This window comes from Flavobacterium sp. TMP13, assembly GCF_050847115.1.
Taxonomy (GTDB): Bacteria; Bacteroidota; Bacteroidia; order Flavobacteriales; family Flavobacteriaceae; genus Flavobacterium.
Genome location: NZ_CP193656.1, coordinates 3,605,574 through 3,632,482 on the forward strand (window position 1 = coordinate 3,605,574; position 26,909 = coordinate 3,632,482).

At 35.1% G+C, this 26,909-nt stretch carries 28 protein-coding genes; 14 read left to right on the forward strand and 14 right to left on the reverse strand.

Annotated elements, in window-relative coordinates:
* Window positions 1-3 precede the first annotated feature (3 nt).
* The 3 genes from ACRASX_RS15540 to ACRASX_RS15550 form a co-directional block, all read right to left on the reverse strand.
* A complete protein-coding gene (locus ACRASX_RS15540) occupies window positions 4-2,085 on the reverse strand; it encodes a DNA topoisomerase (protein ID WP_432221889.1) in 2,082 nt (693 codons plus the stop codon).
* 21 nt (window positions 2,086-2,106) lie between these two features.
* A complete protein-coding gene (locus ACRASX_RS15545) occupies window positions 2,107-3,534 on the reverse strand; it encodes a DUF3945 domain-containing protein (protein WP_432221890.1) in 1,428 nt (475 codons plus the stop codon).
* A gap of 99 nt (window positions 3,535-3,633) precedes the next feature.
* Window positions 3,634-3,927 (reverse strand): helix-turn-helix domain-containing protein, encoded by a 294-nt coding sequence (locus tag ACRASX_RS15550; RefSeq protein ID WP_066306475.1) that lies wholly within the window; start codon window positions 3,925-3,927, stop codon window positions 3,634-3,636.
* A gap of 915 nt (window positions 3,928-4,842) precedes the next feature.
* Here ACRASX_RS15550 and ACRASX_RS15555 point away from each other — a divergent pair.
* From ACRASX_RS15555 to ACRASX_RS15565, 3 genes are all read left to right on the forward strand, one after another.
* Window positions 4,843-5,742: a helix-turn-helix domain-containing protein gene (locus ACRASX_RS15555; RefSeq protein ID WP_432221891.1), complete on the forward strand. Its 900-nt coding sequence runs from the start codon at window positions 4,843-4,845 to the stop codon at window positions 5,740-5,742.
* A gap of 105 nt (window positions 5,743-5,847) precedes the next feature.
* Window positions 5,848-7,350: a MauE/DoxX family redox-associated membrane protein gene (locus ACRASX_RS15560; protein ID WP_432221892.1), complete on the forward strand. Its 1,503-nt coding sequence runs from the start codon at window positions 5,848-5,850 to the stop codon at window positions 7,348-7,350.
* Between the two features lie 90 nt (window positions 7,351-7,440).
* The gene (locus ACRASX_RS15565) at window positions 7,441-7,716 is read left to right on the forward strand and encodes a hypothetical protein (protein ID WP_432221893.1); all 276 of its coding nucleotides are present in this window, start codon (window positions 7,441-7,443) and stop codon (window positions 7,714-7,716) included.
* Between the two features lie 67 nt (window positions 7,717-7,783).
* Here the strand turns inward: ACRASX_RS15565 and ACRASX_RS15570 are convergent, their stop codons facing one another.
* The 3 genes from ACRASX_RS15570 to ACRASX_RS15580 all read right to left on the reverse strand — a co-directional run bounded on the left by ACRASX_RS15570 (window position 7,784) and on the right by ACRASX_RS15580 (window position 14,730).
* The gene (locus ACRASX_RS15570; protein WP_432221894.1) at window positions 7,784-10,399 is read right to left on the reverse strand and encodes an alpha/beta hydrolase family protein; all 2,616 of its coding nucleotides are present in this window, start codon (window positions 10,397-10,399) and stop codon (window positions 7,784-7,786) included.
* Window positions 10,386-11,690: a RagB/SusD family nutrient uptake outer membrane protein gene (locus tag ACRASX_RS15575; RefSeq protein WP_432221895.1), complete on the reverse strand. Its 1,305-nt coding sequence runs from the start codon at window positions 11,688-11,690 to the stop codon at window positions 10,386-10,388. Before ACRASX_RS15575 ends, ACRASX_RS15570 begins: the two co-directional genes overlap by 14 nt.
* 106 nt (window positions 11,691-11,796) lie before the next feature.
* The gene (locus tag ACRASX_RS15580; protein WP_432221896.1) at window positions 11,797-14,730 is read right to left on the reverse strand and encodes a SusC/RagA family TonB-linked outer membrane protein; all 2,934 of its coding nucleotides are present in this window, start codon (window positions 14,728-14,730) and stop codon (window positions 11,797-11,799) included.
* Window positions 14,731-15,735: 1,005 nt separating this feature from the next.
* Here ACRASX_RS15580 and ACRASX_RS15585 point away from each other — a divergent pair.
* The 4 genes from ACRASX_RS15585 to ACRASX_RS15600 all read left to right on the forward strand — a co-directional run bounded on the left by ACRASX_RS15585 (window position 15,736) and on the right by ACRASX_RS15600 (window position 17,965).
* On the forward strand, window positions 15,736-15,969 hold the full coding sequence (locus ACRASX_RS15585; protein WP_197413374.1) for a helix-turn-helix domain-containing protein: 234 nt from the start codon (window positions 15,736-15,738) through the stop codon (window positions 15,967-15,969).
* 589 nt (window positions 15,970-16,558) lie between these two features.
* Window positions 16,559-17,116, forward strand: a complete 558-nt coding sequence (gene fic, locus ACRASX_RS15590) for a protein adenylyltransferase Fic (protein ID WP_432221897.1) — start codon at window positions 16,559-16,561, stop codon at window positions 17,114-17,116.
* Window positions 17,117-17,339: 223 nt separating this feature from the next.
* Complete coding sequence (locus tag ACRASX_RS15595; protein WP_432221898.1) at window positions 17,340-17,564, forward strand: hypothetical protein; 225 nt, start codon at window positions 17,340-17,342, stop codon at window positions 17,562-17,564.
* Entirely contained in the window at window positions 17,564-17,965 is a 402-nt protein-coding gene (locus ACRASX_RS15600) for a DUF5958 family protein (RefSeq protein WP_432221899.1), read from the forward strand. The genes ACRASX_RS15595 and ACRASX_RS15600 overlap by 1 nt, the downstream gene beginning before the upstream one ends.
* Before the next feature lie 56 nt (window positions 17,966-18,021).
* Here ACRASX_RS15600 and ltrA read toward each other — a convergent pair whose 3' ends face one another.
* Window positions 18,022-19,338: a group II intron reverse transcriptase/maturase gene (gene ltrA, locus ACRASX_RS15605; RefSeq protein WP_432221900.1), complete on the reverse strand. Its 1,317-nt coding sequence runs from the start codon at window positions 19,336-19,338 to the stop codon at window positions 18,022-18,024.
* A 704-nt stretch (window positions 19,339-20,042) separates the two neighbouring features.
* Here ltrA and ACRASX_RS15610 point away from each other — a divergent pair.
* Window positions 20,043-20,357: an SdpI family protein gene (locus ACRASX_RS15610; protein ID WP_432221901.1), complete on the forward strand. Its 315-nt coding sequence runs from the start codon at window positions 20,043-20,045 to the stop codon at window positions 20,355-20,357.
* A 73-nt stretch (window positions 20,358-20,430) separates the two neighbouring features.
* Here the strand turns inward: ACRASX_RS15610 and ACRASX_RS15615 are convergent, their stop codons facing one another.
* From ACRASX_RS15615 to ACRASX_RS15635, 5 genes are all read right to left on the reverse strand, one after another.
* The gene (locus tag ACRASX_RS15615; protein WP_432223099.1) at window positions 20,431-20,805 is read right to left on the reverse strand and encodes a group II intron maturase-specific domain-containing protein; all 375 of its coding nucleotides are present in this window, start codon (window positions 20,803-20,805) and stop codon (window positions 20,431-20,433) included.
* Window positions 20,802-21,047 carry a hypothetical protein gene (locus ACRASX_RS15620; RefSeq protein WP_432221902.1) on the reverse strand — a complete coding sequence of 82 codons (246 nt, stop codon included), beginning with the start codon at window positions 21,045-21,047 and terminating at the stop codon, window positions 20,802-20,804. The genes ACRASX_RS15615 and ACRASX_RS15620 overlap by 4 nt, the downstream gene beginning before the upstream one ends.
* A complete protein-coding gene (locus ACRASX_RS15625; protein WP_432221903.1) occupies window positions 21,044-21,322 on the reverse strand; it encodes a transposase in 279 nt (92 codons plus the stop codon). The genes ACRASX_RS15620 and ACRASX_RS15625 overlap by 4 nt, the downstream gene beginning before the upstream one ends.
* 118 nt (window positions 21,323-21,440) lie before the next feature.
* The gene (locus ACRASX_RS15630) at window positions 21,441-21,647 is read right to left on the reverse strand and encodes a hypothetical protein (protein WP_432221904.1); all 207 of its coding nucleotides are present in this window, start codon (window positions 21,645-21,647) and stop codon (window positions 21,441-21,443) included.
* 44 nt (window positions 21,648-21,691) lie between these two features.
* Complete coding sequence (locus ACRASX_RS15635) at window positions 21,692-22,036, reverse strand: transposase (protein ID WP_432221905.1); 345 nt, start codon at window positions 22,034-22,036, stop codon at window positions 21,692-21,694.
* Between the two features lie 473 nt (window positions 22,037-22,509).
* On the opposite strand from ACRASX_RS15635, the gene ACRASX_RS15640 reads away from it, so the two are divergent.
* From ACRASX_RS15640 to ACRASX_RS15655, 4 genes are all read left to right on the forward strand, one after another.
* Entirely contained in the window at window positions 22,510-22,731 is a 222-nt protein-coding gene (locus ACRASX_RS15640) for a hypothetical protein (RefSeq protein WP_432221906.1), read from the forward strand.
* 23 nt (window positions 22,732-22,754) lie between these two features.
* The gene (locus ACRASX_RS15645; protein WP_432221907.1) at window positions 22,755-23,843 is read left to right on the forward strand and encodes an acyltransferase family protein; all 1,089 of its coding nucleotides are present in this window, start codon (window positions 22,755-22,757) and stop codon (window positions 23,841-23,843) included.
* A gap of 97 nt (window positions 23,844-23,940) precedes the next feature.
* Window positions 23,941-24,408: an SOS response-associated peptidase gene (locus tag ACRASX_RS15650; protein WP_432221908.1), complete on the forward strand. Its 468-nt coding sequence runs from the start codon at window positions 23,941-23,943 to the stop codon at window positions 24,406-24,408.
* A gap of 10 nt (window positions 24,409-24,418) precedes the next feature.
* Complete coding sequence (locus ACRASX_RS15655) at window positions 24,419-24,781, forward strand: hypothetical protein (RefSeq protein WP_157492525.1); 363 nt, start codon at window positions 24,419-24,421, stop codon at window positions 24,779-24,781.
* A gap of 4 nt (window positions 24,782-24,785) precedes the next feature.
* On the opposite strand, the gene ACRASX_RS15660 is transcribed toward ACRASX_RS15655, so the two are convergent.
* Window positions 24,786-25,133, reverse strand: a complete 348-nt coding sequence (locus tag ACRASX_RS15660; RefSeq protein ID WP_432221909.1) for a hypothetical protein — start codon at window positions 25,131-25,133, stop codon at window positions 24,786-24,788.
* Between the two features lie 105 nt (window positions 25,134-25,238).
* Here ACRASX_RS15660 and ACRASX_RS15665 point away from each other — a divergent pair, with 105 nt between their 5' ends.
* Window positions 25,239-25,415: a hypothetical protein gene (locus ACRASX_RS15665; RefSeq protein WP_432221910.1), complete on the forward strand. Its 177-nt coding sequence runs from the start codon at window positions 25,239-25,241 to the stop codon at window positions 25,413-25,415.
* Window positions 25,416-25,428: 13 nt separating this feature from the next.
* Here ACRASX_RS15665 and ACRASX_RS15670 read toward each other — a convergent pair whose 3' ends face one another.
* Entirely contained in the window at window positions 25,429-25,620 is a 192-nt protein-coding gene (locus tag ACRASX_RS15670; RefSeq protein ID WP_066305464.1) for a hypothetical protein, read from the reverse strand.
* A 329-nt stretch (window positions 25,621-25,949) separates the two neighbouring features.
* On the opposite strand from ACRASX_RS15670, the gene ACRASX_RS15675 reads away from it, so the two are divergent.
* Window positions 25,950-26,324 carry a hypothetical protein gene (locus tag ACRASX_RS15675; RefSeq protein ID WP_432221911.1) on the forward strand — a complete coding sequence of 125 codons (375 nt, stop codon included), beginning with the start codon at window positions 25,950-25,952 and terminating at the stop codon, window positions 26,322-26,324.
* The last annotated feature ends 585 nt before the right edge of the window (window positions 26,325-26,909 follow it).

The following is a 26,909-nucleotide window of genomic DNA, read 5'->3' on the forward strand; positions in this document are numbered from 1 at the left end:
ACTTTATCTCCTTTTTTTCTTTTGTGTAAACACAAATGAAGTTTCTCCATTTTCATTCATAACGATAAATGCATCAAATTTCTTTCCTGATTTACTAATCATCCCTTTTAGGAGTCTTGTCTTCCCTTTGCTTATTAATACTTCTAAGTCAACAAGATTGAGTTGTAATCCACATATATTTCGAAACTGAACCCAATTACATTTTTCATCCTTGCATTTTACCAACTTATCCCTAATTGCTAATTTCTGAACTTTACATCTTGGACAAATTAGTTCTGGTACATCTTCGACTTCAATAGATAGAGTAAGTAGTTCTTCTGTAATAGTAGCTGTAAAAGCTTCTATTCCTTTTTGAAATGTTGCTATATCCTCTTCGTTGTTTTCTATTTTTTGCAGGTTTAATTCCCACTCGGAGGTCATCGCTACATTAGCAATCTTCATGTCTTTTACTAATTCGTATACCATTAATCCTTTCGCTGAAGGTACAATTGCCTTTTTATCGCGTTTGACATAATCTCTTTTAAAAAGTGTTTCAATAATAGCGGCCCTAGTGGCAGGCGTACCAATTCCTATATCTTGCAATACTTTACGTTCTAGTTTATTACCAATCTGATTTCCTGCATTTTCCATTGCGGAAAGTAAACTTGCTTCCGTATAAAGAGCAGGTGGGTTCGTTTTCTTCTCCAATACTCTGGCTGCCATAATCTTGACTTCATCACCGATTTTTAGTTCTGGTAAATCTTGAAGAGGATCCTTTTCTTCATCACAAAAACTGCCTTTTATAGCTCTCCAACCTGCATCAATAACTTTAATCCCTTTTAGTTCAAAATCATAGTGTATAACTTGGAAGACAACATTAGTTATCTCTTTGATACAAACAGGAGAAACTGCTTCAAGTAAACGGTATGCGATCATTTCATAAATAGCTTTTTCCTTTGCAGACAAAGCTGATGGGATCTTATCTGTAATCAATAAACCATGGTGATCGGTTACCTTTAAATCGTTGACAATTCGTTTATTTAAGCGTCCTATCTTCATTTTAGCAACTACTCCTTTAAATTTCTGTGTCGCTTCCAAAATCCAGATAAGTTTAGAAATTTCTCCCCACATATCTTCTGGAATATACTTGCTCCCGGTGCGAGGGTAACTAATGAATTTTTTCTCGTATAGGCTTTGAGCGATATTTAGCGTTTCCTCAGCAGTTAAATTTAATTTAATGTTAGACTCTTTTTGTAATGCTGTAACATCGAATAGCAATGGTGGCTGTTCATTGACTGTTTTTATTTCTATGGCAATTACCGTGGCTGTCCCATGTCGCTGTAGCGATTTCAATGCGTCTTCAGCTTGTTTACTGCCTTCCCATTTTATTGTGGAAAGACTTTTGAAATCTGTAAACTCTTTACGATGTTCCAATTCAATTTGCCAATATTGCTTGATAACAAATGACTTGTTTTCTAAAAATCGTTTACAAATGATTGCAAGTGTTGGTGTCTGAACCCTTCCCAAAGAATAAATACCGCCTCCACTTGCAATTGTTAATGCTTGTGAAGCATTAATTCCTACTAACCAGTCTGCACGGCTTCTACCTAGTGCTGCTTGATATAAACCATCGAAATCCTTTCCTGGTTTCAAGTTATTAAACCCATTTATAATGGCTTTTTCAGTTAGCGAACTAATCCAAAAACGCTCAAAAGGCTTACTGCAATTAAGATATTCATAGATGTAACGAAATATAAGTTCACCTTCTCGTCCTGCATCGGTGGCAACAATGATACTTTCACAATTTTTAAAAAGTTGATCAATTGTTTTCAGTTGTTTCATTGCTCCTACATCACGAACATAGTGTTTATCTTTTTTTACCTTACGAGCAGTTAGTAAGAATGGATTAGGTAAAATAGGCAAAGCCTCTCTTTGAAATCCATTTACACCATAATCTTCTGGCATTGCCAATGACACTAAATGTCCGAACGCCCAGGTTACCTGATATCCATTTCCTGTCAGGTAACCCTCTTTCTTCTCAGTAGCTCCTAACAAGATGGCTATCTCTCGAGCAACACTAGGCTTTTCTGCAATTACTACTTTCATTGATTTGACTCTTTAGAATAATTACATTTTTCGACCTTTTGATTTAGCTGCCACTTTTGGCTTCTCCTGTTGTTCTTGCTGTTTGGTACTGTCAGGATTGTTCTGTCCGCTTTTCAAAGGCTCTTTAATATTCTTAGTTGCCTCATTGGTTTTACCTTCTGAATTAACAGCAACTTGTATTTTACTTTCTTCTTTTGGTGTTGCTTTCTCTTTTAATTTATTTGGATTATCAAAAGAAAAACCAGTTTTGGCTGTTTCTTTATCGAATGTAATATACCCTTGATACTCCTTACCTTTCTTGTCAAGCAAACCACTTACATAAACGGTTTGTCCGTCTTTAAGTTTTTGATGTTGTTGTTCGTCAAGTTCTTTTCCTCGAAATTCTTTTGGTACATCTTGTTGTTTACTTTGTGATTGTTTATTGGGATCTGCTCTATCAAAAAGAAATTCAACATAACGTTTATCCGCATTAAATTGAACTGATGCATTGAAAGGCTCGCCTTTTTTGGAAATCATATCTTCGATATACAAAGATTTACCTTCTGTCAACGTCTGCTTTTGCTGCTCGTTTAGTTTTACTCCCTTTATTTCTTCTGGGATTTTGATATGTTCTGTGCGCAGTGCAATAACTTCTTTGGTCAAACGATCAAGACTAATTATAGAGGGTATTGCTTCACCCGATTTGGGATTAATCAAATCAACTACTCTGCCCATGTTTCCAGTTTTGAGCAAGTTTTCCTTATCTTCTTTTGTAAATTCATGTCCAAAGAATTTGTAGTTTAACTGAGGTTCTTTTCGGATGCCATGAATAGCAAGAACCACTTTTCCGTTTTCTTTTTCTTGTAGTGATAGCCTAGCGTCCATTCGCGTGATGGAGGATCCTAAATCAAGAGTTACAGGAACTAATTCATTAGTTTTATAGCCTTTTAACAGTGGCTCTAGTACGTTCATTTTTTCGAGACGTTCTTTACCTAATCCTAGATTAGACATCGCTTTCCAATCAATTTGTTCTAATTTGTAGCGATACTCGCCAACCTCGGGTGTTGATTGTTTGGTTTCCATATTATTTTTAATTTCAAGTTTATAATCTAATTTTATCTCGTGTTGTTTAAATTGCTTTCCTCCCATTTTCGTAGGTTTATCAAATTCTTTCTGCATTCTTTTCGCTATGTGTATTGCTTGGTTTTGAGGAACTTTAAAAAAGATTAACTGTGTAGGATCTTTTAACTGCCGATAAAAGTTTGAGAAAAAATTTGAAAACAAATCACCTTGTCTATCCACACGCAGGAACTGGCTTTCACTTTTTTTATCCGGGATTACTGATTGTAGTTCATTATCTTTTCCAATTCCCTTAAGTATCCTTACTTCCTTTTTATTGGTATCAGATACCAACAAAACATCCGAAAATTGCTCCCCTGATTTTGGATTACTTACAGTTTCTTCTCTCATCTCTATGCTTTTTAAAATTTACTTCATCGAAAATAAATAGTTAAAACCACATTGTTCACAGACTGACTTTAGATGGTAGATTTTGTCTTTTGTTGGCTTTTAATTTTGTCTAGGAGCATTAAAACTGTCTCGAATAAACTGATGAACATCAGATAGTTTATAGTAAATTTTTCCACTTATTGTATAATATGGTAGCTTACCAGTTGAGCGATATCGCTGAAGGGAACGGTTGCTAATCTTTAACATTTGGAGGAGATCCTGATTGTCTAGTAATTCTTCACCATCAATGTTATTTCGCTTCTTTTGATTTTCATTAGTATGTTCGTTCAAAATATCAAAACGATCCATGATACGTTCCATCCACGCTATAAATTCCATTCTATCTATATTCATAGTGATATGTTGTTAATGAATTAAAAATTTTAAATTTCAATATATTTTTTTTCAAGAATGCATTTAAGAAATGTGCATAATTAAATTAACATTGCTATTAGTTTAACAAATTAAAATTTGGGTTTTAATTAGCTGATAAAGTGGTAAAAGAATTATTTATTGATGGAGTAAATTTTATAAAAAAAAATGGATGAATTTCACAAGTACTTCACAAGTTGTGACAGGTTTATTTTAAGGCTAGAAATAATATTTAAATTGAAGTCAGTAGTAAAACATATTTTTTGCAAAAAATTTAGCCTAGAATAAATAAATTATAAACTCTTTAAATGGTCTAAAAACAATGATTCAAATTTAAAGTGTGTCATTATTTTACCAGGTTAGAATGATAATCAATACTGCAATTACAATAAATTATTACACATTTTGAGCAACCAAAAAATCAATGTGCATTTAAAGAAAATTACTGATATTTTTTAAATTGAAAAAGAGCACATCTTCTGCATTGCCAAACATAGTTTTACAACTACGTTAACATGCACAAACGGGGTTGTTGGTTAATACGTTAGTATAATTATTGGGCGCAAAAACGTACATACCACAAAACGAAAGCTGATATTTAAGATCAAAAACAAATTGGAGATATGATGATTTTAAGAGAAAGACTTAAACTAAATGGAACACAAAGTATGTAGAATAAAATATTATGTAGTCTTGCTATTTAACTTATACTTAATATCGTTTTTCTTTAAATTATTTAAATCTTGTGATAGCGCGTTTTTTTTTTTAACTACTAAAATTTCCCCTATTCAATTCCCGAATTACACACTACAGTTTTAGCTTCAAATAATTTATTTTGATAGGTTTGCACAGGTTTTCCCTTTTCTTCAACCGGCAAATCACTTCAAATTATATAATATGTCAGAACAATTTAATCAGGACCGGATTAAACGTATTTACCAAATGCTGTTCGAAATGGCAACTGGAAATATGACCTTCCGCATCCATGATAATAGTAATGATGAATTAAAAAATAATGCTGAAGCATTAAATAAAATTGCTGAAGAACTTCAAAAAATAAATGCGGAATCAGGATACATAACCGCTTGCTACCAATACCACAATCTAATTCAGTTAACATTTGTATTGGATAATAATCTTGTTTTATTGAGTTTTAATAATGAAGTGCCTCTCACTCTTAAATACAATCCGGATACAATTGTCAATACCGACTTTGGTAAATTAATCGCTCAGCAATCGAAAGATATTTGGAACGGTATTCTTGATGAATTAAATAAAAACTCTAATTACAACACTACTTTGCAATTAATTTTCATTACTGGTGATAATCATCTAATGCCCTCATTTTGTACAATATCACGATTATTATATAGCGATGAAATAATTGTAAGTTCAGTATCAACCCTACTTGAAGACATGTGTAGCATTAACGATCGTCTCTCTAGTTCAAAAATTCGTAGACAGAAAGAAGTTACTTCGATTCAAAATTTACATGATTATATTTTAAGTCATCTGGATGAACCATTACCCACTTTACACTACTTGGCTCAAATGTTTGCTATTGAAGAACACATATTAAAAAATGGTTTTAGAACCTTATTTAAAACCAGTGTCTATAACTTTTATCAAGAAGAACGCTTAAAAAGAGCACATCTAATGATCCGGCAAACATCCGTTTCTTTAAAAGAAATTGCATATCTGAATGGCTTTAAGGGCTATCTCAATTTTTATAAAGCCTTCAAAAAAAGATTTGGCTACAAACCAAGTGACATTTCAAGACCTGAAGAAGATCTTTAACCCTTATACTTTTGCTCTGTTTTATTTTTTGAATAACGAAATGCCTGATTTGCATAATGTTATATGTTTTTTATTTAGAATTTTACCTTATTAAAAACTCTAATAATGAAAGTCACAAATAACATCAGAAGAAACTATATAGATACCATAGGCTACTTGCTTATTGTCCTTTTCTCCTATGCTGCTTTTAGTAAAATATTGGACTATCAGACCTTCACCATACAACTCGGACAATCGCCATTGCTTAGTGCTTTTGCCGGTTGGGTCGCTTGGTTGATTCCTTCTGTAGAGTTATTAATCGCTGGATTGCTTATGTTTAAACCTACTCGATTGCTTGCATTGGTTACTTTTTTCGCTTTAATGATGATGTTCTCCGCCTACATCTACATCATTCTGAATTTCAGCGAATTTGTACCATGTTCCTGTGGTGGTATACTTGAAAAAATGACTTGGAACCAACACCTAATATTCAATCTTATCATTTGCCTTATTACTATTCTTGCAATCATTTTTTCTTTGCAGGAATTACAGCAACAAAACAAAGGGTGGAGACTACGACATAGTTTAGTACTTATTTTTACAGTAAGCATTTTTGCGATTGGTATTGTATTATTATTATTTGTAAAATCAGAACAGATCATCCATAAGGAAAATAATTTTATCCGTAGATATCCACCTCATCTATATAATAAATCGGCACAATTTAATTTAAAATATGACGGTTACTACTTTGCCGGGATGGTAAATGATACAATATATTTAGGTAACTTTCTTTCCCCACTTTCAATAATAGCGATAAATAGCAACTTAAAAAAAATTGGTAATTACAGCATTGAACTCGACAACTACAATCTGCCCTACCGAACTGCTCAGGTTCGTATTTCACCACCCTATTTTTTCCTAACAGATGGCACAGTTCCCTGCATTTTCAAAGGAAAAATAAGAACTTGGAAAGCAAAGCAACTTCAGGAAGTTAAAGCTCATTTTTCGGTCTTCGAGCCCATAGATTCCACAACAGCTGCGATAAGAAGTAGAAACGCAAAAACGAATGAAAGCGTCTTGGGTCTACTAACGTTTTCAAATGGCAATACATCAGTATCATGGAATGATGGCCTTTTACAAAAACAAATAGATGGTGTTTTTGATTGTGACGGGATCCTTCGGTATAACCTAAATAACCAGAAACTTATTTATACCTACTATTATCGCAATCAATTTATAGTAGCCGACAAAAGTATAAAAGACTTTTATCGTGACAATACAATTGACACGACCACCTTGGCCAAAATTAAAATCGCTTCATTAGGCAACGGCGTCAGAAAATTAGCACAACCATCCTTAATGGTCAATAAACTGAGTAGCACAGTAGGAAATCAACTGTTTATCAATTCCAATCTTCGAGCTCATTTTGAATCCTTAAAACTATGGAAACAATCGTCCGCGATTGATGTCTACAACTTAAAGACAAAGACCTACGAGTACAGCTTCCATGTCTACAACATTAACAATAAAAAACCACAAGCAATGTATGCAACAAAGGATAAAGTATACTTTATATTCGATAAAGTTTTGGTAGCATATCAAATAGACAAGTCCGTGAGACGATAATATAAAGAAATACCCTTTTAGGTATCAGGAATTAGATCGAACACCTGTAGAAAAAAGTAGATCAAATGAATAACTTTAATTTTTAACATTATGAAAAATGTAAAAATTTTTTTGTCAGTAGCGCTTTGTACCGCTGCGGCAGCCGGAGCGTTCGCAACAACTGCATCTAAAGACGCTGTTAAATCAAGTGCTGCAACCTTAGAGCCAGGTTACATCAAACAAGGACCACAATGTGTCTTTAAAAACAACTGTTCGGTTGAACCAACATTGGTACTCTGTACAGAAACGCAAACAGGCGGAGCACAGATTTTCGGTATGGACAGCAATAATGACTGTACTGTGGAATTGTTTAGACAACCTAACTAAAAAGTTGGAAAGTCAAAAAAAAGGCAGTTCCTTTTCGAGGGAACTGCCTTTAATTTTTAAAAATAACTTATTCAATACCCTTCTTTATCCATTCCGATGGCTGTGCATCCTTTAAAAAAGTGGCAAGCCATTGTTCATATTTATGCGTAAAATCGATTTGACCCCTACCCTGAGTTAAAACATGCCTGTTTTCGGGATAGATAAGCATGATCTCCTTCTTACCTAATCGTCGTAAAGCATTGTAAAATGCTATGCTTTGATGGTAGTGAACTTGCAGGTCCAACTCACCGGTCCATATTAAAATTGGCGCGCTAATCTTTTGTGCATGCATAATCGGTGAGTTTCGCAAATAACCATCCATATCTTCATAGAACGATTTACCCATACGCCACATATCATACTCATATCGCCAGATTTCAGGCCTGCCATTATTCCAGCCAATCGAAAAATAACTACTAATCAAATCAGTCACACCGGCTCCAACAATGATCGTTGCAAAAATAGGTGTTTGGGTAGCAATATAACTGACCTCATAACCTCCAAATGAATGACCCGTCAAAGCAATTTTATCAGCGTGTACTAAGCCCATCTGAATCACAGCCTTAGTCGCAGATACAACACAATCTGTGGCACTACTACCTACATGACCCATTTCATAGGATATATCGGGGTACAGGACAAAGTATCCTTGGGCAGTTAAATTACTGATATTGGCTCCTCCTCCATTATATAAACTCGGATTGACATAGTTATGTAAATGTTGACTCAACTTTTCATAAATATAAACGACCATGGGGTATTTTTTACTCGAATCGTAATCAGCTGGATAGTACAAAGCTCCTTGTAGCTGCTTATTTTTTGAATTAGTATAGCTAATAAGCTTTGAATTACCCCAATGATAAGCTACTTGTTGCGGATTACTGTTGAAAACCATTGTAGGAGTTGCCGATCTTTTGCTAATTGTCATTATCGCTGGTGCGGTATTATAATCTTCTACTTTGTAATAAAGGGTTTCACAGTCTTTGCTAAATCCAAACTCGGTAATACTTTTGTCAGCAAAAACTAAAGGATCCTCAACACCTTTCCATCGATAATAACCTGATTGTCTAGTAATTTTGCCATCAGCTTTTAGATAAATACCAGCTTCTAAATTAATTTTAGGAAAAATGAATCCATCAAAATTCATAAGTCGATCGTTCTGCCCCAAAGCTTTAGCGAGCCGAAATACAATTTGCTGCTCTCTTCCTTTAGTCAATCGTTCTGTTTTCAAGTTCTTTAAATTAACTGACCATAAATCATATTCATCATAAATAAGTATGCATGAATCATCAGCTGTCCATCCCGCAATTCCATAAGCATGGTGCCCTGCTCGATCATTTGACACGTCATAAATCTTTTGAAAAATACCTGCACTAACATTTATATGTCTCCCCGTAGCTAGTTCATAAACCCACCAATGGGAATCGCTACGATAAGTAATAAATTTACCACCGTAAGATGAGGTGACATCTCCCATAATACAACTTTTATCCTGTAAAAAAAGCGTTTGTTTACCAGTGTTCAAATTAGTAACATACCAGTCGATTTTATTATGAAAATCAAACTGCGGCTTTTGCACAGTAGGATTATAAGTAATCGCATACTGCTGGTCGCCACTTAGCATAATTTTTGGCTGTGAAGTGGTAGTAAGCAGTCTAAATTGACCGCTATCCGGAAACCAAACCGCACATTTTGGTGCAATATCCAAACGACCCTCCTTTTGAACCTGACTATAAGTCCAAGAATCATTTCCATTCCATACCTGTACTATCGGTTTTTCCGCATTTGATTTGGCAGTTTCGCTAATAAAAAAGAACACCCGTTTGCCATCTTCTGATATAATAAAGCGAGTCCATAAAGGGGGTAATATGCTACTGCCTTTAGCAAAATCCGAAACTGTATTAGCATCAAAGCCATACAACTTACTGTCTTTAAAGCGGTACAAGTACAAGTTCTTGGTATTACGAACATCTAGACTATCTTTATAGCTTTTCACAAAAGCAAAAGCATTTCCTTCTCCTTGCCAAATTATATTATTAAAACTGGCTTCAGCATCAGAAGCTAGTGATTGAACTTGAACTTTACCGCCATCAAAAAGGCAATAATTTAAGGAGGATATCTCTTTATCTATTGTATAAACCAAAGCAGTACCAGACGGATTTAGGGAAAACTCCGCTACATCTTCTATTTTATTAACAACACTACCATTAATTGGGCCAATAGAAAGTTGGTTCAAATCAGATAAGGTTATTAGAGTTAATCCGTCACTTGAAAAAGCACTTTGCTTTACGTTCTTTATTACTCTGGTACTACCATTTTTTAGATTTACTATCGTAAATACTTTATCAGGAAGCATACACTTAAACCAACTGTCATTAGCAAACCTACCCTCATAACCTTTCGGAAAGCTATAGGTTTTGGTTGCCGTTTTATTCCGTACAAAAAGTGTATCATTCTTACTTTCATAGGCTAAATGATAACTCACCCAGCCCCCCTTGGCAGAGACCTCTTTCATTTCGATCGTACTCCATAACTGGTAATCAGCCTCGGTAAGGTGTTTTTTGAGTACAACCTGCCCCAATACCGAGCAGGAAAATAAAATAACTAATAAAACAAATAGATTTTTTATATTAGTAGCCTTCATTCTGTGGCGCAAGATTAGGGTTAATCAATAATTCCGATTGGGGTACTGGCCAAAAAACATCCGTACTATTCCATCCTCCTTTAACCACTGACAATTTTGTATCCAATTTTCCGTTACGTTGCAAATCAAAAAAGCGGTGCCCAGTTTCTGTAAACAATTCAAATCTTCGCTCCTTAAGTACGGCTTCAATTATTTCTGAACTAGTCACCGCCACAGTATTACCAAGTCCTGCTGTACTGCGAACAAAGTTCAAGTCTTCTTTTGCTCCAATTAAATCTCCCTGCTGCGCTCGTGCTTCCGCTCTGATTAAATATTGCTCAGCAAGTCGCAGCATCACTGAATATTCGGTCGAAGTACCTGTTCCGATACCTTGCTTGTACTTGTAGGCATGATACCAGGCAGCAGTACCTTTGTTAATAATTCTAATCCAACGGTTTTTACGCTGATCACCTACTTCAAAGGAATTATACAGTTCAGTACTGAGCGAAACGCTTGATGGCGGTCCGGCATTAAATACAAACAAAGCTCCCTCCTGTGTATTAGTTGTACCACTACTGGAAGCAAATTGCCAAATAGTGCTGCTGCATCCTTTCAGAAACACCTTGTCTAAATTTCCTTCCCAGACATAGAGACCTGTTTCATTTAAGACAGCCGAAGCTGTATTACTAGCTTCAGCCCACTGCCTGTTATATAAATACAGTCTTGCTAATAAAGCCTTAGCGGCAAATTGGTTTGGTCTAACGCGTCCTATGCTTATGTAGGACTTCGGCAATAAAGCAGCAGCAGCCTCCAAATCAGCAATACAAAGAGCGTAGACTTCTGCCTGAGGCAATCTCTTCACGCTACTATTTTTCTGATAATCAGTAGTTTTTATATAAGGACAACCTCCGTAAACACCATCTAAATAGGAATGTAATAACGCTCGAACAAACAATGCTTCGCCCATAAGCTGCTGCTTTTCGACCGTACTAAGAGTAGTAGAATGGCTAACACCTTCAATCACGGCATTGGTGGCATAAATTTGGCTATAGGCACTTGTCCACAATTCCTGTACAAAAGAAGTGGTGGCCGTCAGCCCATTGTTGTAAAAAGGTTCTGCAGTAGTAATTCCGGTTTGATAACACACCAATTCATCAGTGTATTGACCTAACAAATGAGAAAGCCCAACAGACTTGCCCGTTAATAGACCACCATCTCTCATTTTACCATAGATATCCTTCATAGCAGCGGTCGCAGTAGTATAATCTGCAAAAACGGCTTCACTGGTCAGTTGAGAGTTCGGCTGTTCCACATCCACAAAAGAATCGCAGGAAATAACGACACTTTGTACTAAGCAACATAGTATGGCAGATCCAATAAATCTAATTATATTTTGTTTATTTTTCATAATAGCTTTTTTAAAATTTAATTTCGGCTCCTAAACTGATAACTCGTAGTGGAGGCAAATAATTAAAACTTCTGAACTCAGGATCACCGTCATCATACGAGGTAATTGTCAACAAATTTTGGGCCTGCAAGGATAGTTTACATTGCAATCCTTTCAAATAAGTGGGTACACTATAAGAAACAGCAACGTTCCTAAGGCGGATATACGACGCATCACTCACTGCGGCATTACTATAGGCATAACGTCCGTAGGCAGTCACTGCGGCACTATTCAAACCAGTAGTGTAAATTTGCATAGTAGCATTGTCTCCTGGCTGTTGCCAACCCCCATTTGCCGTAAGGGGTTGGTTGCCAAAAGCACCTGGAGCCGAATACTGCGAAGCAGCATTCCAATTCAATTGCTTTACAAACTGGAAAAGAAAGTCCAATTGAAACCGTTTATAACGCAACTGATTTTGTACTCCGCCATAGTATTCCGGGCTGAAATCCCTGATTGTCTGGGCATCATCTGCAAAAGATAAAGCACCATCGCCATTCACATCTTCAAACTCATAGATACCCGTTTGTGGGTTCACACCGCTAAAATGATATAATTTCTGAATATTGATGGATTCCCCTATCACATATTGATTACGGTAACTGCTGGTTGCAAGACCGGGAAAAGCAATCAGCTTGTTTTTTGGAAAAGTGATATTAATATCAGTGGTCCATCCAAAAGAATCCTTCTGGATATTCAGCGTGCGCAATGTCAATTCTAATCCTGTATTCTGAACCGTAGCATCAAGATTAGATTGTATGGTGGTAAAACCAGTAGTCGAAGGCAGCGGCATACCTATAAGTTGATTGGAGGAACGGTTGTGGTACCAACCCGCAGTCGTGAAAATTCTGTCGTTTAGAAAACCAAGTTCGATCGCTGCTTCTATTTTTTGGTTACTTTCCCAACTAAAGTTAGGATTAAACAGTCGTATAGGTCTCAATCCCACAGTACCATCATAAACACTCGTTGATGATTGATAAGTATCCAAATATTGATAATCACCTATCTGGTCATTTCCGGTAACACCAAAACTGCCGCGTACTTTTCCGAAGCTCAGAAGAGAAAAATCCTCTCTAATTACTTTTTCCTCAGAGAATAACCAAGCCATACCTACAGCGCCAAAATTAGCAAATTGCTTACCTGGTCCAAATCGGCTTGAACCATCACGACGACCGGTCAGATTCACAAAGTATTTATCCTGCCATGAAAAATTCACTCTGCCAAACAAAGCCTGATACATATAAAGAATTTCATCGTCAAAATTAGTTCTACTCAAACTCGCTGAAGCCAAGTTATATAGCAAACTGTTACTGGTGAAACCGGATCCAAATTGGACCAATCGATTGGTAGTTTCGTTCTGAAAAGTACCTCCCACGAGCACATCAAACTTTCCTTTACCGAGCTGTTTTTGCCATTGCAACTGCGGCTCAATTACCCATGATTGCCGAGCAGTGGTCGTAAGATAGATGGAAGAATAAGAAGCAGCGGCCTGATAAATGGGATCATAAATGGTCGAAGGATTACTCCGGGTTTCATGATGCTGCAAATCCGTAAAACCAAAACTGGTCTTAGCGGTAAATCCATAGTCTAATTGATAGGAAAACAATCCATTAGTTACCAGACTATTCGTTTTTGACAATGCCTTTGCATAAAGTGCCGCTAACGGATTTTCCCAACTGCTATTTTCCCAGTTCAGGGTACCATCAGCATTATAAAGAGCGGGAGCATTAGGAGCTAAATTTCGAGATATGCGTGTTAAATCTCTTGCGGGCTGGTCATTATCTTGAATATCATAACTGCCGGAGAATGTCACTTTAAATTTTTTATCAATACTCTCATGATCTAAACTTAGATGTACTCCACCTTTTTTATAATCAAAGTCCCCAGGGTATACCGTACCCTGACTATAGGTATTTCCACTAAGCAAAAAGTGTGTCTGTGCCGAACCTCCCGAAACGGATAATTGCATCGTCTTTATTTCAGCAGTACCACCGGTTAATTCCTTTTGCCAATCAGTATTTTGATTACGGTCCCATGTACCGTTTACATCGTAAGCATTAAAAGGATAAGTAGTGATTCCATCGTTGGCAAAGGCCTGTTCCCGCATCATCAAATATTCAGGAGTGCCCATTAAATCGGTCGTTCTGGTAATTTGCCCTACAGCGGTAGTGCTACTGACCGCAAATTGAGTCTTCCCCGCTTTCCCTTTTTTAGTGGTAATAAGTACTACTCCATTAGCACCACGCGAACCATAAATAGCTGTCGCATCAGCATCTTTCAACACTTCGACACTGGCAATAGCACTAGGCGTAATCGTATTAAGCGGACTGGTAGCACTCGGCAATGAAGTCGAAGTTTGCCTATCCCCTATCGCATCCGAGCTAAAAGGAACCCCATCAATAATATACAATGGTGCATTACCAGTACTGCGTAAACTGTTGATTCCGCGAATTCTAATGTCAAAGCCACCACCTGGAGCTCCTGTCTGTTGAGTTATATCAACCCCCGCCATCCTACCCTGCATCGCTGCGAGTACATTCGTTACAGGCTGCGTTTCAATATCATTAGCAGTGATTCTGGCTATACTACCCGTGCGTTCGCTTTCTTTAACGGAATAATAACCAGCATTGACTTTTACTTCTTGCAGGTTTGTGGCATCTTCCTGAAATCGTACATTAATTATAGTGCTAGTATTTACGGGCATTTCTATAGTCTTGTAGCCCATAAAGGAAAAAACCAGTGTATCTGTAGCGGAAGCAGTTATCTCATACTTCCCATCAAAATCGGTAATAACAGCCGTTTTCGTTCCTTTAATAGAAACGGTTACTCCCGGCATTGACCCTCGATTGTCAGTAACAGTTCCGGTAATTTGTTTAATCTGAACTTGTTTCAGATTCTCCTTTCGCAAGCTATTGTAAGGTTTAAAAATAGTCGAAGGGATTACGGTTTTTTTTGCAAGAACAAGGTTAGTATTCAGTATTATGCAAATAGGCATATACCACAATACCGCCCTAACTCTGATTAATGAAATTTTTTTCATAATTTTGGTATAGTTAAATGAAACGTTAGTTTTGTTAGCATTGGTCCTCTTTTCAGTTGTCCAGACAGTGAGAGGGCCTTTTTTTATGTGTGTGCCACGAAGGCGCTACGGTTTAAAGGGTTTATTTTTTCATAGGCGTTTTTTTAGAGTTAGTGTTTGTACTAAATAAGCTTTAGCTATTTTTAAATCTTTAAAAACAGTTGCAACCATATAACCACAGGCATACTATTGCTATTAAAGCCACTATTAATGCAATTTGCATTTGTTTGTAGTATTTCATTTATTGCTCAATTGTTTAAAAGGTTAATTTTTTTGTTTGTTATAGACTAAAAAACAATCTGCACCTCGTGATAACCAACTCAAATTCAATTATGTCCATTTGATTCAAAAGGTGTTTCGGTGCAGGTATTTTTTTAAGCATTATATTGTTGTCAATCGGATAAGTCAATTTGGGACAAAGATAAAATACAGACATAGGACTTAGATAGTAATAATTATTAAATCATAGGCTCACGGGCTTTACTGGTTAGAATAGATAAAAAATGAATGCGAGGCTTTGAAAATGAGGAAGATTGGCTTAAAACCAGCTGAGGTATAGCCATAAAAAATGGCATGGAACTCAGCTTACTGCCTTAGAGGTACTGGTATACCCGGGAACAATAAGTGAGCCCACGCCATGGGACGTGAGCATCTTACTTATCATTTCGTTCCTTTTAAAATTACCAGTTTTCTAAGACGAAATTCTAAGCGAATGCTTCAATATTGTATTTGAAGAATCGCAAATATATAAATTCAAAAACAAATATAGTTAAAAATAATTAACCACACATATATGTGTAGGGTTAATATTTTTTTATGCTGCAAATTTATCGTGTGGAAGAAAAGGAACTAAATAAGGTAATGATAGCTCTTGGAGCGATGATTAGGAAAATTAGAGAACAGACAACTGACTTTTCTCAGTCCAAATTAGCCGTTGAAATTGGTATGTCAGAAAATCAGGTTAGTAGAATTGAAAGAGGGGAAACAAACCCAACAGTTAAAACTCTTCTTATAATTGCGAAAGCTTTAAAAGTTGAAATTAAAGATTTATTTGAAAATGGAAATTAGATTTCGATAAAAGAAAGGAATTAGAGACAAAAAAAGATGCTAGGCATCTTTTTTTTTATGAAAAACACTTGAACTATAGTATTCAATTCGGGAATCACACACTATACTATTTGTAACTATCTCAATAGAGCTATTAGTTTGACACTTAATCAAATTTATAGTAGGGATGAACTGGTATGAAATAATAGGGATAGTTGTGATTTATGTAATTGGCGTTTTTATAGGTATAAAGGTCAGTGACTTTAGAAAAAATTATCAACATAATGATAGCTGGAAGAGCAGGAAAAAATGAAAGATGCTGTGAGGTGTCTTTTATTGTTTTAAGACTAGTTGATAATTTATAAAAAAAATACTATATATTTGAGAATCACAAAAAACGCTGTCGAATAGCGCCTATCCTACCTGATTTGGGTATATTGGCTCTATAATGTAGCGTGTATATACAAGTTACTAGCAAGCGCACCGCACCGGAATATAAAGCTGCATAAAAACACAAAACCCTCTAAAATTTAAAGAGTTTTAAAGTAATTCACAAACATTTAAAGTATTTTTGACAAAGTAATTAATAGTTGAATAAATCTGAATTATTATGAGAAAAATTGACAAAAAGAGTTTAGAACATGCTTATCGCTTATTTGAGTCAGATGATATTGACAAAATTGAGATAGGTACAACTAAGGGCTTGAATCAAATACATAGTTATTTATTTAAAGGATTATATGATTTTGCTGGTAAGGTGCGCAATAAGAATATTTCAAAAGGTGGATTTAGATTTGCAAATTCTTTATATTTAAATGAAATTTTAGTCAAAATTGAGCAAATGCCGGAAAATAGTTTTGAAGAAATCGTTGCCAAATATGTAGAAATGAATATTGCACATCCTTTTATGGAAGGTAATGGGAGAACAATGCGAATTTGGTTAGATATGATTCTGAAAAGTAGACTTAAAAAATTAGTGAATTGGCAATATGTGGATAAATCTCTTTATTTACAAGCTATGGAAAGAAGTCCAATTAACGATTTGGAATTGAGAACTTTATTAAATAATAACTTAAGCGAAGAAATAAATAACAGAGAAGTGATTTTTAAAGGAATTGAACAATCATACTATTATGAAGGTTATCAGAAAGAAGATGATGAAGCATAATTTATATTGTGGATAAAGCGCCAGCTAGTAACAGCCGTTTGGCGAGATTGGGGTTTTAGTGGAATTAGCGTTTTTTATCATATCTTCGTTTCGGCAGAAAATACTCTGCTATAAAGTCCCCAACCTCGCCAAGCGCCAAGACGTTAGTGGCTATATTACCGCAAAACCTGAAAAAATAGAAATAAACGAATTCATAAATAAGTACAAAATTCAAGAAAAAATATTGAATTCATTTAGTAATTTAGTTAACTCTAACAAAATTGAAGACTTAATTATTGAAGACAAAGAAATATCGATTAACATAAAAGATGTAAACTATAAACAAACTGAACTTAATCAACATTCTTTTCAAACTTCAATCTTAAAAAACAAAATTGAAATTGGTCATAATGCCGTGATTTTTACAAACGAAGGAAATGAAATTGATGATTTTTTTGTAATAAAATAATGAATAAGATAGAACGTATAATTAATGAAATAGCGCAAAATAAAATTGAATTCGACAAAGGTTGTATAACTTTATTGAATGACAAAGATTTTAATTTTGAAACAATATTCAATTATTTGCAAGATTATATTTTTAACTCAATTCCAGAAAAAACAAATTATAATACTGAAACTTATCAGAACGCAATTAAAACAATTCCATTGAAATCAACATTTACACCAATTGTGATTTTAAAATCGTTCGAAACCAAAATTGCGTTTAATAAACTTGAAAACATTATTGAAAATGAAAGACAGAAAACTATAATTGCTTTATTATGGATATTAAAGCAAACAGACACCGAAAGAAGAAATACCGAATGTAGAAATGGTTGTGGACACGAATGGCACAACATTGAATAAAAATACAGCCACTAATCGAGTAGACGGCTCCGCTAGAAACTAACGGAGTGCGCCTCTCACACCACCGTACGTACGGGTCTCGTATACGGCGGTTCGCAAAGTGATGGGTTGAGTTCCATGTAAATGTCCAGCATCGATTGATAGCCTTTCTTCTTGAGCCGTTGTAGGGTAATTGTAGTGGTTAGAATCGGACTTTGAGCAATACGCCAGCCTCCTTTTCTTGTTCTGCTCCAAGCATAGGCGTGGTCTTTGTCAATACCTAATCGCATCAGGTTTTTCCTTTTACGTTCGGGTTTCTTCCAGTCCGTCCAAATGCAATATCGCAGTCTATTGCGCAGCCAACCATCCATATCTCGTAACTTTCCTTGAATACTCGTCCCTCGAAAATAGTTTAACCATCCTCGTTGGATTTCGTTGATTTTACCGATGCGTTCCTCGAAACTTTTCGGTGCGGTTTTGCGTGTCACTTCTTTTAGATTTTGCTTGAGTTTTGACCAAGCTTTGTCCCCTACCGTTAGTTGATACCTGCCTTTTACTCCTTTTTGATAAGTTGATGCAAACGAAAATCCCAGTATCGTAAATTGAATGGGTTTTCTAATCCCGCTCTTTTCTAGATTAATGGTCAGTTTGAGCTTATCTCTCAAAAACAGAAAGATAGCATTGCCGACCGTTTTGGCTTGGATTTTCGATTTGGTGTAAATACTGAAATCATCGGCATAACGGACAAACTTCAAGCCCTTTCTCGTCAGTTCTTTGTCCAATTCATGGAGCAAAATGTTGGATAAAAGCGGACTTATCGGACTCCCTTGCGGAACTCCTTTTCTGCGTTTGACTAGTTTTCCTTTGATGAGTATTGGTACTCGTAACCATTTGCGGATTAATCGCAAAGTCGTGGGGCATTTTACCTTTTGGTAAATTAGGTTCATCAACAAGCAATGGTCTACCTGGTCAAAGAAGGTCTTTAGGTCAATATCTACAATATAATTGTAGCCTTCGTGAATGTTTCCCAAGGCTTTACCTACCGCTTGGCGGGCGTTTTTATTGGGTCGAAATCCGAAGCTGTTTACACTAAAATCCTTTTCGAATCGCGGCATCATCGCTTGCGATACGGCTTGCTGAAGCAGTCTGTCAACTACTGTTGGAATTCCTAAAAGTCGGGTTTTACCGCCTCCTTTTGGAATCTCTACTCCAAGAATAGGTTGTGGCAAATAACAGTCATTCTTAACAGTTTCCAATAATGCAGATTTATGCTCACGGAAATAATCAGCCAGTTCAGTGGTTTTTAAGCCATCAACGCCAGCACTGCCTTTGTTGACTACTACTTGGTGTAGCGCCTTTTGGAGATTGTAAGGATGTGTTACTTGTGCAATCATTCTTGTTTGTTTTAATCTGAATTTAGTTCAGATTCTCTTTTAACCTGTTCCGCTTTTCTAGGGCTATAACTTGCGTTATTCCGATAGAAATTAAGAACCACTTGCGTTCAGTCCTTCCTTGTTTGTGAGCCCTATGCGGTATCTATTCGCAACTCGTTACCTCAAGTACTATGACTTCTGCTGACTTCTCTATAGGATTAACTCGTAATCTAAGAGACCTCCCTCGGTAAGCACTTCTTCTTTCCGTCTATCCCCGACGCATCTACTAACTAAACCTGTTGTCTCTAGGCTTTGTATTGCTGTGCATACTTACCCAATTTAGTTAGCCTCTTATGCGCTTTGTGTTCCTCGGTACAGACTTTTGCCGTTGGGCTTCCTTCACTGCATGGATCCCTCCAAACCAGCTTGCCACTGGCTAATCGGCTCAATATAATCTCAACAACTTGCCGATAAGGGACTTGCACCCTCTAGATAAATTCCTTACGTTTGTAGGAATAGAAGTGCATGCAAGGCACACACAGCAGTTTGCAAAAATGGCGGGTTTTGGGCTTAATTTAAAGCTGGTTTTGCACTTGCAAAGACAGTGTTTAAAAGAAAGTTTAGGCTTCTTTAATCCGCCACTTCTGCAAGCTGCAAAACGTTACCAGAAATGGCTCGCTAGACGGCAGAAAACATACTTTATAAATCTAATTTAAAATAAAACTATGACTCTTTTATTTTTGTTTCTATCTATTTTTGCAGTGTTTTATAAAACTTATCCACCAAAAAAGATTAATAATTTATATGGATATCGAACTGCTAGCTCAATGAAAAATATTGAAAATTGGAATCTTGCAAATAAATATTCGGCAAATTTAATGCTGATTTCAATGTTGTTTCTTTTATTGGTTTCCTATATCGCAGAATTATTAGATTTTAATGCCAAAAATTGGCTTATCGGCTTATTAATCTTGTCACTTGGAATAACTATATTTTTGACAGAAAAGAAAATCAAGCGGAACGATATCCCAAAATACTAGAATATAACGGCACATAATGCCAAATCTGGTAATCGAGTAGACGGCTCCGCTAGAAACTAACGGAGTGCGCCTCTCACACCACCGAGCGTACGGGTCTCGTATACGGCGGTTCGCAAAGTGATGGGTTGAGTTCCATGTAAATGTCCAGCATCGATTGATAGTCTTTCTTCTTGAGCCGTTGTAGGGTAATTGTAGTGGTTAGAATCGGACTTTGAGCAATACGCCAGCCTCCTTTTCTTGTTCTGCTCCAAGCATAGGCGTGGTCTTTGTCAATACCCAATCGCATCAGGTTTTTCCTTTTACGTTCGGGTTTCTTCCAGTCCGTCCAAATGCAATATCGCAGTCTATTGCGCAGCCAACCATCCATATCTCGTAACTTTCCTTGAATACTCGTCCCTCGAAAATAGTTTAACCATCCTCGTTGGATTTGCTTCGCCTGTTCGCCTATCGGCTCGGGTCGTTGATTTTACCGATGCGTTCCTCGAAACTTCTCGGTGCGGTTTTGCGTGTCACTTCTTTTAAACTCTGCTTGAGTTTTGACCAACCTTTGTCCCCTACCGTTAGTTGATACCTGCCTTTTACTCCTTTTTGATAAGTCGATGCAAACGAAAATCCCAGTATCGTAAATTGAATGGGTTTTCTAATCCCGCTCTTTTCTAGATTAATGGTCAGTTTGAGCTTATCTCTCAAAAACAGAAATAATCTGGTTGTGTGACGCTTTCTTTACTTGTTCCTGGCGTAGGATCTGCTACAATGGTGGTGATGTTATGATTTATGAATTGGTTAATTTCCCTGCCACTATGGTAGCCTTTATCCACTAATATAGTAAAATTATCTACGCCCAAATTTTCTTTTGCTTCAATAGCAATAGTCCCTAAGGCATTAAGATCATTGTGGTTTACTGTATGAGTGGCAACAATCAAATTATGTTTAGCATCAACAGCAGCTTGAATATTATAGCTCACCTCGACAACTACCCCTTGAACTAAAAGTGCTCGAGAATCTTCATCAGTAGTACTTATTATTGGTTCGCACTAGCTTGGAGATTTTCTTCCAGAAGTTCGTAACGTACTTTATTCTTTTTTAAACGCGCTGCTTTTTTTGGATTTTAGTAATTTCAATGGAGTTTTCGTGTTGGTCGTTTTTAGTTATTTCATCTAAGTATTCTTGGGTTCTTTCTTCGATATAAGCCAAGTGTTTGTCAATTTTTTTTTGATTGAAATTGGCTTTCTTGCTATTGTGTGCTCGGCTTTTAGTACCATCAATAGCAATAGTTTTTCCTGCAATCAAATCAGCATCTTTTAAAAAAGTGGCAAATAGTTTAAATAGTTTTTTTACACTGATGAATTGTCTTTCCTAAAATCAGAGATACTATGGTAATTAGGAACTATGGCACACAAAAGCCAATGCAATTCTATATTCCTAACACATTCTTTTTCCAGATTTCTATAACTGCGAAATCCATTGAGATAACTGTACAGATACAATTTAAGAAAGATTCTTTTATCAAAACTCGGACGACCTTCGCCTTTAATCCTTTGAACCGAAAAACCCAACGTCTCTAAAGATAAAGCTGATGAAAAAGCATCTATAAATCGAATAGGATTTTCTGATGAAATAGTGTCTTCAAAACTTGAAAAACACATTTGATTGCGCAGTATTCCTGTGATATGTTGCATTATTAAACATACAACTTTTCTTGTTTTTAATAAAATAATTTGACTATTTTTGAAAGAACCAAACAGAAGTTTTTTCACAGACTGACGTTAGGCGTCAGCAAATTGAAATGCATAAAAAGAAGAAAAGCCAAAATTTAACCGTAAAATATATTTCTTTAAAAGTTGTTTTTTTAAAGAAATACATAAAAATTAAAATCTAAGTAAGTTTGGAGAACTCCATTTGAAACTCGAAACCATTATTTAAAGATTTAAGAAAACAAGAATATGTATTATTTTATTATTTTCTTTTATTTCTATTGTTCTACACGGGCAGGAATTAAAACCCAAACAAATCCGAAAAATTGAAAGTTTTAGAATTGATCATAATCGACTAAGAAACGAAAATATTGACTATAATAATTTTGCAGAAATTCTGACCCTTAACCTAAAGAGAAAAAAAAACTATTGGATATGTTTTTACTAACGTAGGTTTATTGACTGCAACTGGTGAAATTTTAGCTTTAACAGATATTAAAAGTAATCCGAATAATGATATGGACGAATCTGGAGCATATCAAGATGTTATTGGAGGGATTCTTACTTCAATTGGAGCAATTAAAATTGGAGTTTCAATTCCACTATTTATATCTTCTAAAAAAAGAAAAAATGAAAGAAATCAAAGAATAATAGAACTGAACCATAATTTTGCAGAATAGAAAAATTAACTAAAACAATTGAAATGACACATCAAAGATTTTATGAGATAGACCTTTTTAGATTTATAGCAGCATTAATGGTTGTTTTTTTTCATTATACCTATACAGGAAAAATGGAAGGTTTTACTCCTGCAATAAGTTTTGATAAATTAAGAGAGGTAAGCCGTTACTTCTATATGGGTATTAACTTCTTTTTCATCATTAGCGGATTTGTGATTTTAATGAGTATACAAGATGGTAGTTTAAAGAAATTTGCTACTTCTAGGTTTTTACGTTTGTTTCCTGCTTATTGGACTGCTATGATTATCACATATATAATGATCATATTTTGGGGAGGAGAAAAATTTTCGGTAACCTGGCTTCAATTTCTTGCCAACACCACGATGCTCAATAACTCTATAGGTATTGCACCAATTGATTCTGCCTATTGGACACTTTTTATAGAACTAAAGTTTTATCTAACGATTGGCATATTAATGTTATTTAGTAAGCTGAAATACTTGGAACATATAATTGCTTTGGCTCTAATTATATCAGTAGTAGTGCTATACCTTCCTTATGCATTAGAAAGTGATGTTTTTTCAAATATCTTTCCGCACTGGGGAGGTTATTTTGCCACTGGTTGTGTATTTTATCTGATAAGAAGAGATGGATTAAATATTTACAGAGGAATATTAATGCTTTTGTCGCTGGTGTTCATAATCAAGCAGTCTATACTCTTTGGATCCATGATGGCATCATGGTTTAGTATTGAGTTTAATCCGGTTGTAATAGTTGCTATGAATACGATTTTCTTCGCCATCTTTTCTTTAATTGCCTTGAAAGAAACAAATTTATTTCGTTATGAAAAATTTCAAATGTTCGGAGTATTAACTTATCCTTTATATCTGATTCATCAAAATTTTGGATATATATTGTTTAATACTTTAGGTGAATATTTAAATAAATATGTATTATTATTTTTAAATTTAAGTGTGATGCTAATTATCGCTTCACTTATCAATTATTATGTAGAAAAGAGAATAACTCCTTTATTAAAACAACTATTATTTAAACGACAACTATTTAAAGGGGTCTTTCAGCCTAATGAACCAATTTCAAAACAGAATTAGTTCTAAAATCCTTATCCTTGGTGTGAAGGCACTATGATGAGATGAAAACTAGCCACAGCACCTACGGTAAGAAATATGACGACAGAAGTACAGACTGATGGTAAAAGACAAATTCTCCTGCGAATTGATTCCAATTTGGGCAAAAGACGAGGAATTCACAAAGAATACTTTAAATGCGCATATCGAAACGCTGAACGAGAAAGCTACCTTTAAAAATATTCTAGACCATAGATGTTTGATTGTGGCCACTTCGTATTACGAATGGAGACACTACGAAGATAAAACCAAACAGAAATTTAGAATAAGCTCTCAGGGGGAAGAAATATTTAGTTTTGCAGGATTGTATAGCAATTGGTTAAATAAAGAAACAGCGGAGGAGAAACTTACTTTTACCATGATTACCACCGAAACAAATGAAACAATGAGGCACGTTCATAATATTAAAAAAAGAATCCCCGTAATGCTCAAAAAAGAAGACGTAAATAAATGGCTTAGTGGAAGTCCACAAATTTCACAGTTTGCTTTTCCTTACGAAGCTCCACTGATTGCATTTCCAACAACTTAAAAAAATACTTATGGACCATTTTAACGGTGTTACCAATGATGATTTTATTGCTTATTTTTTAGTCGATCTGCATTGTCGAATGGAGTTGACACAGTATACTTATCCGCATGAATTTATGGAACCACAAGATGCGATGGATGATCATGTCATTCGCTGTCAAAATATTCTAACAGATTATGTGAGAGAAACAATTAACGAAGCAATCTATGAACAAGGGATAATTATGAAAGGGGACGAAATTAATTACATATACGATCAGAAGGTTGCAGAGCTTTATCCTCTTATCCAGCCGTTAATTTACAAATACTATGAAGACGTAAAAGTTACCTACATTGAATTTAATGAAAAAGGTGAAGATAACGATGTCGAGTAATATTTTAAATATAAATTGTAACGTCTTTAGTACCCGCCATTATTTCACTTTTAGCACCAGTATTAAAAAGAGTGTCTAATAAATGTCTAGCTTCTTCTTTAGTTAATAAATGATATTCCATTTCTTGAACTGTACTGAAATAGAACTCAAAAAATGATTTGGCAGATTCAGCTGCTTTCATTTCTTCATTTTCATAATCCGTTGGGTTATCAAGCTCTACTCCAAAATACTCAGTAGTAATTTCCGTTTGATTAATTATTTTTAGTATAAAGTCGGCATTAACACCTTCGGGCATGTCAATCTTCGATGTAGATAAAATTAGAGTGTGATCGTACATTGTTTTTTTTGACAAAAATAAATATTTTTTTATAATGTAGCAATATTGTTACAATTTAGAACAGGATATCCAGAAGCCGAAGAAGGATAATGAATTAATTTTACAAAAAATCACAACCTCATGACAAGTCCTTCAAAAACATTTACCAAAGTACCCGAGATACAAAGAGCTGAAGAAAACTTTCAAAGTGTGATTCTAAAACTTTTAAACAATGAGATCACTTGCGAAGGGTTTGAAAAATCACACAAAGTACTCTTTAGTGTATGTGATCAATTTGGTTCTCATGTAATAAAATAAAAATTCCTTCCAGTCAAGTTGGAGTTTTGTTGGATAAATAGTTATCGATAATCGTATTAATTGTGGTTTCTTTTAAATCGAACTCTATAGCTATTTGCGAGATACTATTTAATTTACTAAAACGCCATTGCTCGATAATTTTTGTGCGAGTAGTGTCTGAGACAAGCTCTTTTACTTCTCTTGATTTTTTAACTAATTTTCCCATAGCAGTAGAGTATTATCATTATTGCAATGAAAGATGTAACAAAACCAATACCAAACCAAGTCACCCTTAAAACTCTCAAATCATATTTGTCTGGTTTTTTATTTATCCGGTACTTGTCTTTTACTTTTTCTGAAATCATGTTTTTTTTTAAGTGATTGCGAACGACATTTTTAAATCTTTCGGAATAAATTAGAAAGTCACAATGACTTTTTAAACTTTTCAATTTTGCAAAAGTACGATCTATGTATTATTAAATTGACTCGAAAGAGTTATTTATTAACTGCTAATAGTTTGTTTTGAATGCTTGTGCGATATTAAATAAAAATAAAATGGACAAAATACTATGCAACGAAATTCCATATAAAGAAATATTTCTTCTAATATTAGGTACACTAAGTACATTTTTAATTGGGAGAGTTCAACATCACAAAGACAAAATTAAAGATAATGAAAGCCTATTATCAGAGAAGAAGTATCAGTTATACTCTCAATTATTGTATTTTATTTTTGATATTATGAATGCCACAAAATTTGGTAAACCTCTGCCTGAAAAAGAATTAATAAAACGTATGTCGGATATTAAAAAAGACATGTTTCCTTATTCGCCAGATGATGCTTTTAAAACTTTCACAAAGTGGACCCTAGTATCAAATAAAAACGAAAATTCAACAACTCATTTTAAAATATGTTTTGAAGTCAGGTAGAAAAAACGATGAGCCTGACCATCATTTTCCAGTTTGTATTGACCTTTAAAATTTAATAATCAAACATCTATTGAATTTGTTGCTATAACTCTGAAAATTAGAATCTTATTATCATACTGTCAATGATTATACATACTATAATTTACTGCTCACTTTAAGTTGGAATTGGGTGGTCAATATAACTGGAATTTGCAATGTACCGAATAATGCTAAAAACGATGCTTTATTTACAATAAAATGCGCAATAGCCACCCCCATTAATACCAAAAAGTGAGTGTTTTTATGCAATTTTTCACATCTAAAATTTTAAAATTTTTATCAACATAGTTGGTAACATGTCTATTAGAATTCAGATAGTATTCGAAGTACTTCATTGTAGCAATTTCATTATACATTAAGCTATTTATCCTGCTCTTCGAGGTTTCCCCGATCGCTCGGATATGTTAGTTATCAATCGGTTCGTTAGCGCATAGTTGCATTCAGTACCCGCTATTCGAAGTCTTCACTAAAACATTATCGAAACATGGAATACGGTACGAAGTCTTCTGGCTTAGTACCGTCTAGTGTTCGTTTACAACAAGTACC

Bases quoted from the DNA above. Each gene is read 5' to 3' on its own strand.
- ACRASX_RS15540 (WP_432221889.1), bottom strand. From the start codon at position 2,085: ATGAAAGTAGTAATTGCAGAAAAGCCTAGTGTTGCTCGAGAGATAGCC.
- ACRASX_RS15545 (WP_432221890.1), bottom strand. From the start codon at position 3,534: ATGAGAGAAGAAACTGTAAGTAATCCAAAATCAGGGGAGCAATTTTCG.
- ACRASX_RS15550 (WP_066306475.1), bottom strand. From the start codon at position 3,927: ATGAATATAGATAGAATGGAATTTATAGCGTGGATGGAACGTATCATG.
- ACRASX_RS15555 (WP_432221891.1), top strand. From the start codon at position 4,843: ATGTCAGAACAATTTAATCAGGACCGGATTAAACGTATTTACCAAATG.
- ACRASX_RS15560 (WP_432221892.1), top strand. From the start codon at position 5,848: ATGAAAGTCACAAATAACATCAGAAGAAACTATATAGATACCATAGGC.
- ACRASX_RS15565 (WP_432221893.1), top strand. From the start codon at position 7,441: ATGAAAAATGTAAAAATTTTTTTGTCAGTAGCGCTTTGTACCGCTGCG.
- ACRASX_RS15570 (WP_432221894.1), bottom strand. From the start codon at position 10,399: ATGAAGGCTACTAATATAAAAAATCTATTTGTTTTATTAGTTATTTTA.
- fic (WP_432221897.1), top strand. From the start codon at position 16,559: ATGAGAAAAATTGACAAAAAGAGTTTAGAACATGCTTATCGCTTATTT.
- ACRASX_RS15600 (WP_432221899.1), top strand. From the start codon at position 17,564: ATGAATAAGATAGAACGTATAATTAATGAAATAGCGCAAAATAAAATT.
- ltrA (WP_432221900.1), bottom strand. From the start codon at position 19,338: ATGATTGCACAAGTAACACATCCTTACAATCTCCAAAAGGCGCTACAC.
- ACRASX_RS15610 (WP_432221901.1), top strand. From the start codon at position 20,043: ATGACTCTTTTATTTTTGTTTCTATCTATTTTTGCAGTGTTTTATAAA.
- ACRASX_RS15635 (WP_432221905.1), bottom strand. From the start codon at position 22,036: ATGCAACATATCACAGGAATACTGCGCAATCAAATGTGTTTTTCAAGT.
- ACRASX_RS15645 (WP_432221907.1), top strand. From the start codon at position 22,755: ATGACACATCAAAGATTTTATGAGATAGACCTTTTTAGATTTATAGCA.
- ACRASX_RS15650 (WP_432221908.1), top strand. From the start codon at position 23,941: ATGGTAAAAGACAAATTCTCCTGCGAATTGATTCCAATTTGGGCAAAA.
- ACRASX_RS15655 (WP_157492525.1), top strand. From the start codon at position 24,419: ATGGACCATTTTAACGGTGTTACCAATGATGATTTTATTGCTTATTTT.
- ACRASX_RS15665 (WP_432221910.1), top strand. From the start codon at position 25,239: ATGACAAGTCCTTCAAAAACATTTACCAAAGTACCCGAGATACAAAGA.
- ACRASX_RS15670 (WP_066305464.1), bottom strand. From the start codon at position 25,620: ATGGGAAAATTAGTTAAAAAATCAAGAGAAGTAAAAGAGCTTGTCTCA.
- ACRASX_RS15675 (WP_432221911.1), top strand. From the start codon at position 25,950: ATGGACAAAATACTATGCAACGAAATTCCATATAAAGAAATATTTCTT.